General features: G+C 61.9%; 1 protein-coding gene. It reads right to left on the bottom strand.

What is annotated here, in order from left to right; translation table 11 throughout:
• On the bottom strand, positions 1–210 hold a 210-nt coding region (locus AF337_RS25370), incomplete at both ends, for an FAD-dependent oxidoreductase (protein WP_425287898.1).

The raw sequence follows: 210 nt of genomic DNA on the forward strand, positions 1-210 counted from the left end.
CGCTCGAATTGATGCCGTCGGCGCCGATCACGATGTCGGCGCGTATCGAGGTTCCGTCTTCGAATTCGATCAGCACATCGGTGCCGCTGTCGTCGAGGCGAGCCAGCTTCTTGCCGAAATGCAAGGTGCCTGGCTGCAACGCATCGCACTGGATGGCCTGCAGGTCGCCGCGGTGAACGGTGCAATAGGTCTGGCCGTAGCCTTCAAGCG

Origin of the sequence: Rhizobium ecuadorense (assembly GCF_001187535.1) — a bacterium.
Taxonomy (GTDB): domain Bacteria; phylum Pseudomonadota; class Alphaproteobacteria; order Rhizobiales; family Rhizobiaceae; genus Rhizobium; species Rhizobium ecuadorense.